This is a genomic window from Mycobacterium sp., from assembly GCF_050701675.1.
Lineage (GTDB): Bacteria > Actinomycetota > Actinomycetes > Mycobacteriales > Mycobacteriaceae > Mycobacterium.
This window is the reverse complement of sequence record NZ_JBOGDD010001259.1, coordinates 1-5,544: the sequence shown is the minus strand read 5'-3', so window position 1 is coordinate 5,544 and position 5,544 is coordinate 1. Positions and strand designations below refer to the sequence as shown.

6 protein-coding genes are annotated in these 5,544 nt (G+C 67.1%); 2 read left to right on the top strand and 4 right to left on the bottom strand.

What is annotated here, in order from left to right; translation table 11 throughout:
* Positions 1-145 precede the first annotated feature (145 nt).
* Positions 146-451, bottom strand: coding sequence for a DUF4333 domain-containing protein (locus ACRDUX_RS39045; RefSeq protein WP_526422616.1), 306 nt, complete (start codon positions 449-451; stop codon positions 146-148).
* Between the two features lie 87 nt (positions 452-538).
* Here ACRDUX_RS39045 and ACRDUX_RS39040 point away from each other — a divergent pair, with 87 nt between their 5' ends.
* Together ACRDUX_RS39040 and ACRDUX_RS39035 are read left to right on the top strand one after the other, a co-directional pair.
* Complete coding sequence (locus ACRDUX_RS39040; protein WP_526422614.1) at positions 539-1,018, top strand: MerR family transcriptional regulator; 480 nt, start codon at positions 539-541, stop codon at positions 1,016-1,018.
* Positions 1,011-2,015, top strand: a complete 1,005-nt coding sequence (locus ACRDUX_RS39035) for an NAD-dependent epimerase/dehydratase family protein (RefSeq protein WP_526422612.1) — start codon at positions 1,011-1,013, stop codon at positions 2,013-2,015. The genes ACRDUX_RS39040 and ACRDUX_RS39035 overlap by 8 nt, the downstream gene beginning before the upstream one ends.
* Here ACRDUX_RS39035 and ACRDUX_RS39030 read toward each other — a convergent pair.
* The 3 genes from ACRDUX_RS39030 to ACRDUX_RS39020 all read right to left on the bottom strand — a co-directional run.
* Positions 2,012-3,070, bottom strand: a complete 1,059-nt coding sequence (locus ACRDUX_RS39030) for a zinc-binding metallopeptidase family protein (RefSeq protein ID WP_526422610.1) — start codon at positions 3,068-3,070, stop codon at positions 2,012-2,014. The two genes, ACRDUX_RS39035 and ACRDUX_RS39030, sit on opposite strands and share 4 nt — an antisense overlap.
* On the bottom strand, positions 3,063-3,998 hold the full coding sequence (locus ACRDUX_RS39025) for a transglutaminase-like domain-containing protein (RefSeq protein ID WP_526422608.1): 936 nt from the start codon (positions 3,996-3,998) through the stop codon (positions 3,063-3,065). The genes ACRDUX_RS39030 and ACRDUX_RS39025 overlap by 8 nt, the downstream gene beginning before the upstream one ends.
* A gap of 24 nt (positions 3,999-4,022) precedes the next feature.
* The coding region (locus ACRDUX_RS39020; RefSeq protein ID WP_526422606.1) for an alpha-E domain-containing protein at positions 4,023-5,544 on the bottom strand (1,522 nt) is incomplete at its 5' end.

Below are 5,544 nucleotides of genomic sequence, written 5' to 3'. Positions count from 1 at the left end.
CGGCTGCAGCGTAGAGACGGACGCTGGCAGATCGTGCACCGCACCACTCGCGCGCTCGACGGGGGCACCGACGCCAGGAGGCTGCTGGCGTCCGGCGTCACGGGACAACCGCTGTGAACGGCCCACTCGACGGGCGCGACACTCGTTAGGCGAGCTTCGTCTCCACGTCGTACTCCACGTTGGATCCGTCGACCTTGGTGATCTTCAGATGCGCGACGTAGTCCCCGTCGGGACCGGTGAAGGTGCAGTCGAACTCGACGTCGACCTTCGCCTCGATACCCGAGGGGCACTTCACGTCCTTCGGGGTGAACTTCGTGTTCTGCGCCACGAAGTCGGTGACCGACTTCTGTGCACTCCCGGCGTCGATTTCCTTGCCGCAGCCGCTGAGCCCGAGGACGGCGACGCCGATGAAGAGGGCGGCGCCGAGGCGGACACCGCGGGTACGAATCATGCGCGTGATGCTGCTCCAAGGTTAGCCACAGGTCAAGCACAGTCACGCTCTTGACTTGAAGCGCTTCAAGTTCGGCAGACTGGGACCATGACCACCGACACGATCCCGGCCGCCGCCCGCGATCTGACCATTCAGCAGGTGTCCCGTCGCACCGGACTGGCGGAGTCGGCCCTGCGCTACTACGAGCGCATCGGGCTGATCGACGCCGTGCCGAGAGACGCCAGCAGCGGACACCGCCGATATCCACCCGAACTGGTCAACACCATCGAGTCCTTGAGTTGCCTACGAGGAAGCGGGATGTCGGTCGCAGACATCCGGCGCTACGTCGCCAACACCCGACGCGGGGCCGACGCGATCAGCGATCAACGCAGGTTGTTCGAGGCGCACGCCGCCCGGTTGCACGACGAGATCGCCCGGCTACGCCTGCGCGAGCGCTACGTCAGCGCCAAGGCTCAGATGTGGGAAGCAAGGGAGCGCGGCGACGCGAAGGCCGAGGCCGAGATCATCCCCACCATCATCGACCTCGGCGGCCGCCTGCTCGACGACGAGGGAGCGCACCGTGGATGATCGCATCCTGGTCACCGGTGGCTCGGGATTCCTTGCCGGACACGTCATTCTGCACCTTCTCGCCGACGGGCACCCGGTACGCACGACGGTCCGCTCCCCGGCCCGCGAAGCCGACGTCCGTCGTTCCTTGCAGCGCGCCGGCGTCGCCACCGACCAACTTGAATTCGCCATCGCCGACCTCACCCTCGACACCGGGTGGCGCGCAACCGTGACCGGGTGTGCATCCGTGCTACACGTGGCGTCGCCGTTCCCGAGCCGTCAGCCCAAGGACGAGAACGACGTGATCGTCCCTGCGCGGCAGGGCACGGCGCGGGTGTTGCGGGCCGCCGCAGATGCAGGCGCGCGACGGGTCGTGATGACGTCGTCGTTCGCGGCGATCGGCTACGGCCCCAAGCCATCCGGCGAGCCCTATGACGAGACGGACTGGACCGATCCGACCGGGCCCGTATCCCCCTACGTCAAGTCCAAGACGCTCGCCGAACGCGACGCTTGGGATTTCGCCGCCACCCATGACGTCGACCTGTCGGTAATCAATCCCGTCGGCATCTTCGGGCCGGTGCTCGGCCCCGACATCGCTACGTCGATACGGATCGTCGAAGGCCTCCTCGCGGGCAAGCCGCCGCTCTTGCCACGGGCGTCGTTCGCCGTGGTCGACGTGCGCGACGTCGCCGATCTGCACGTCCGGGCCCTGGCGAACCCAGACTCGATCGGCCAGCGATTCCTGGCCGCGGCGGGTCAGCCAGTGACGCTGCCGCAGATCGCCGCGATGCTGCGGTCCCGCCTCGGCCCGCGGGGCCGACGCGTGCCCCGCCTGGAAGCTCCCGACTGGGTGATCCGAGCAGGTGCCAGGGCCGTTCCCGCCCTTCGCGAACTCGCGGGACTGCTCGGGGCGCCGAAGAAGTTGTCCACCACCAAGGCCACCGAAGTTCTTGGCTGGCAGCCACGTTCCGTCGCGGACACGATGTTGGCCACCGCAGAAAGCTTGCTCAGTCGCTAGACACCTGCCGCCGAGGCAAGTTTGGCCGGATCAGAGGTCACCTCGTCGATCACCGTGTGGATGAACCGCATCTTCTCCAGAACCTTCGTGGGCAGGACGAACGGGTAGAGGTCGTCGTGACCCATTGACCGGTTGACCATGTTGAGCGCCCACGACAGGGGTAGCCACATCTCGATGATGGAGTCGAAGCCGCTGGGCCCCAGGTTCCTTCGTTCGAACGTGGCCGAGGCAGGCGCGAAGCTGAACGCCGCGGCGGTGTCGAGGGTGTCCCGAATGTGCAGATAGTGCGCAAAGGTCTCCGCCCAGTCCTCTGCGGGATGCATCGTCGCGTAGGACGACACGTAGGTCTTCTCCCAGCCCGGGGGCGCGCCCTCACCGTAGTGCCGATCCAGGGCCGCCTGGTAGTCGGACTCGGTGTCGCCGAACAGTTCTCGCGCCTGCTGCTGATACTGTGGAGCGGCACCGACGAGCCGGTAATAGTAGTAGTGGCCGATCTCGTGCCGGAAGTGCCCGAGCAGCGTGCGGTAGGGCTCGGCCATCGCCACGCGCAGCTGCTCGCGGTGCACGTCGTCGCCCTCGGCGAGGTCGACGGTGATCACACCGTCCTGGTGGCCGGTGAAGACCTTCTCGAACTCACTGGAGAGCAGGTCGAACGCCAGGCCGTAGTTCGAGTCCTCGTCGCGCCCGACGATCGGCAGCTTGAGGTCGACCAGCTCGACGATGAGGCGCCTCTTGGCCCGCTCCGCGGTCGCGAACGCCCCCATGGCCGGCTTGTCGGCGTCGTTCGGCCGGGTGCGGGTCAACGCGCACGACGTGCACAACCTGCGCACTGGTGCCACCCTTACGAGCCAATTGCACTGAGCCGCATGCAGGTTCGCGCACAACTGATATTCGCTGGCGTCAACGGCGCCCCCGTGTTCACTCTCGGCTCCGGAGGCGATCACCAGAAAGGCCATGTCATCGAGCGAGAATCCCAGCTTGCTCTTGCACGACAGACACACCGAGTTCTCAAAGGCCAGGTGCTGACCACAGTTGGGACAGATGAAGTCACGCATGAAGAATTCCTCCGTCGTAGGGCGCCACGTCGACGGACACGTCGATCTTGCTGCTCTCGGAGTCGGTGTAGATGATGCCGCGCAACGGTGGCACGTCGGCGTAGTCACGACCGAAACCCACCACCACGTAACGCTCGTCGACCATCTGGTCGTTGGTGGGATCGAATCCCAACCATTGACTGTGCGGTGTCCACACCGAGGCCCACGCGTGCGTCGCGTCGATCCCGACCATGCGTTCCCTCCCAGGCGGTGGGTCCGTCGCGAGATAGCCGGAGACGTAGCTGGCGGCGAGACCGTTGGCGCGCAGGCAGGCGATCGCCAGCCGGGCGAAATCCTGACATACCCCTTCACCGGCGGCCAAAACCTCGCCGACCTGGGTGGACACCGTCGTCGAGCCGGACCGGTAGGTGAAGTCGTGATTGATCCTGGTGTTCAGGTCCCGCAGCACGTCGATCAGCGGCCGTTCCGGCTGGAAACTGGGCGCGGCGTAGTCGCGGACGGCCGCGGTGATCTCGGGCTGCTGAAGGTCGAGGGTGAACTCGACGGCAAGGGCACCATCCGTGCCGACGGGGCGCGAGATCTCCCACGGCGCGAGCGCCGACCCGCTGGCGTACAGACCTGGGGGTGGCGGGTCGACCTCGACGATCGAATGGCTGGTGATGGTCAGCGCACGGTGGCGCTCGGTGACGTGGAAGTACGAGCTCGTGTTTCCGTAGCCGTCGCGGCTCGTCGAACTGTCGGCGGCCTCGGGTTCGATCACCAACTCGTGGGTCAGGCACCGCTGCCCCGTCAAATCCCGCGGGGTGAGGAACCCCCGACCATAGGAACTGGTGACGTCGTCGGAGTAGTGATACATCGTCCGGTGCGTAACCTCGTAGGACCTGCTGCCGACCACGGGGATCGGACCCATGTCTCCATCAAATCCCATGTCGCTGCGCTCCTGCCCGCCGGATCACGGGAGGGCCCTGCGTTCGTCCGGACCCCACAACGGCTGCATCCCACCGGGCAGTGACAGGTGGGCCGCGGTGATCACGCGGGACAGCTCGCGCAGATCGGCGTGGATGCTGCTCAACAGACCGTCCAGCTCGGCCCGCGTCCCGTCGGTGACGTCCTCGAGGTCGGCGGGATCGAGCCTGCGCAGGCGTGCGCCGACCTCCTCGATGAGTCGCTCGGGCCGAGTGGACCCGGACGACGAGGGAAGCGCCTTGAGATTCACGCGCAACCTCTCGAACTGATACGCCAATGACCGCGGATTCTCCTCGTCGAACAGCACCAGGTCCGCCACCGCGGCGACGCTCACCACGCCGAGGGTGCGCCTGCGGTAGATCACCGATGACTCGCACGCCACCAGTGTCGACTCCGTGATCGTCTGCTCGGCGCCAGGGCTACGGACCTGCACTAGCGTCGCGCGCATCAACGCCGTCAACCAGACACCCCGCTCGATGCGCTTGCCGATGTCCATCAGCCGCCAGCCGACGTCGTGCACCATCGACTCCGCGGCCACACCGGACAACGCCAGCATCCCCGCGAGGGTCTGACTGGGCGCGTCGGCGAGGTAGCCCTGGCCCTCGGTGTGCGAATCGGGCGGCGCCCCAGAGGTGCGCATCACCGCTCGGTCCACCGCGGCAAGCACCATCCAGGTGTCGTTCGACATCTGGTCACGCACCGAGCGGGCGGCCAGCCCAAGGCGTTCCACGGACTGCGCCAAGGAACCCGACCGGTGGCGGTCGGCGGTGAGTGACCACAGGGTGGTCGGCGCGATCGCGATCATCTCGGCGTCGTCGCCGGCGGCTCCGGTGTCGGTGCCGGTGATGCGCCCGAGCGCGGCCAACAGCACCGGGACGCACTCACTGCCCGCCATGTCCTGGCGGTAGCGGTATTCGTGATAGCGGTCCCGCGTGACGTTGAGCAACCTCGCCATGCTCTCCGCGCGCTCGGAATAGCGGCCGAGCCAGAACAGGTCGGCCAACACGCGCGGCGAGCTGACCGCGCGGGTCGGGCTTGGCGTGATCGCGGGCAGTTCCACTGCGGGGGCGGGTGTGCGCTCCGCCGTCACCCGGGTGGGTGTGCGTACCCAGATATCCTTGGCTGCAACGGTGTTCATCCGGTAGGCGGCATTGCCGGGGGCCAGCAGGTAGCCGAGCCCGCCGGCCATGGGTGCATACCCGCCGCGCTGGGCGACGGTGAACAGACGCATCCCCGTACTCCCGGGCGACAGTCCGTTCGGCCCGTGATCGGTCGGCGCAGAGGAGAACTGCGGCAGCTCCTGACCGACCCAGTGCCACGGCACGGCGCCGATCCGCGCCGCCAACTCCTCGCGTTGGGCACTCGAGAGCGATGGGCCGACGATCGGCTCACCCCCGGTGACGGGCCTGATCAATAGCGACGACAGGTGGCTCAGCAGATGTGACCGTTCGACGTCGATCCCACCCCAGTACATCGGGGCCGTGTTCAATTGTGGCGCCTCTCCGAGC